The sequence below is a fragment of the Streptomyces otsuchiensis genome (genome assembly GCF_004305975.1).
In the GTDB taxonomy this organism is placed as follows: Bacteria; Actinomycetota; Actinomycetes; order Streptomycetales; family Streptomycetaceae; genus Streptomyces; species Streptomyces otsuchiensis.
Map to the genome: position 1 here is coordinate 1 of NZ_BHZI01000633.1, position 330 is coordinate 330.

The following is a 330-nucleotide window of genomic DNA, read 5'->3' on the forward strand; positions in this document are numbered from 1 at the left end:
GCCCCGGGCCGACCGGCGCGACCCCGGCCCGGCCCCCGTCTCGCTCCCCGACAACCTGCGCTTCCCCGGCTCGGGCGGCGCGGCTGAGTACGAGCGGTACTTCCGCATCAGACGCTCCGCGCCCGAACTGGCCGAGTGGACCGCCGGGCTGCTGACCGCACAGGAGTCCGTCCTCGCCGATCTCCCCACCACCCAGCTCGGTGACGGTGAACGGCTGGACCTCCTGGCGGGGATGCTGGTCCTCAGCCAGGCCGCGCTGGCGGCCTGGAACGGCGCCGCCGACGGAGCGGAGGCGGCCGCAGGTTCCGCGACGGTGACACCCTCCGCGAC

Annotated in this window: 1 protein-coding gene; it reads left to right on the top strand. The window is 75.8% G+C overall.

Annotated elements, in window-relative coordinates; genetic code table 11:
* Positions 1 to 330 (top strand): 3-methyl-L-tyrosine peroxygenase-related protein (locus E0D90_RS26980; protein ID WP_227870532.1); only part of this gene is annotated, 330 nt, incomplete at both ends.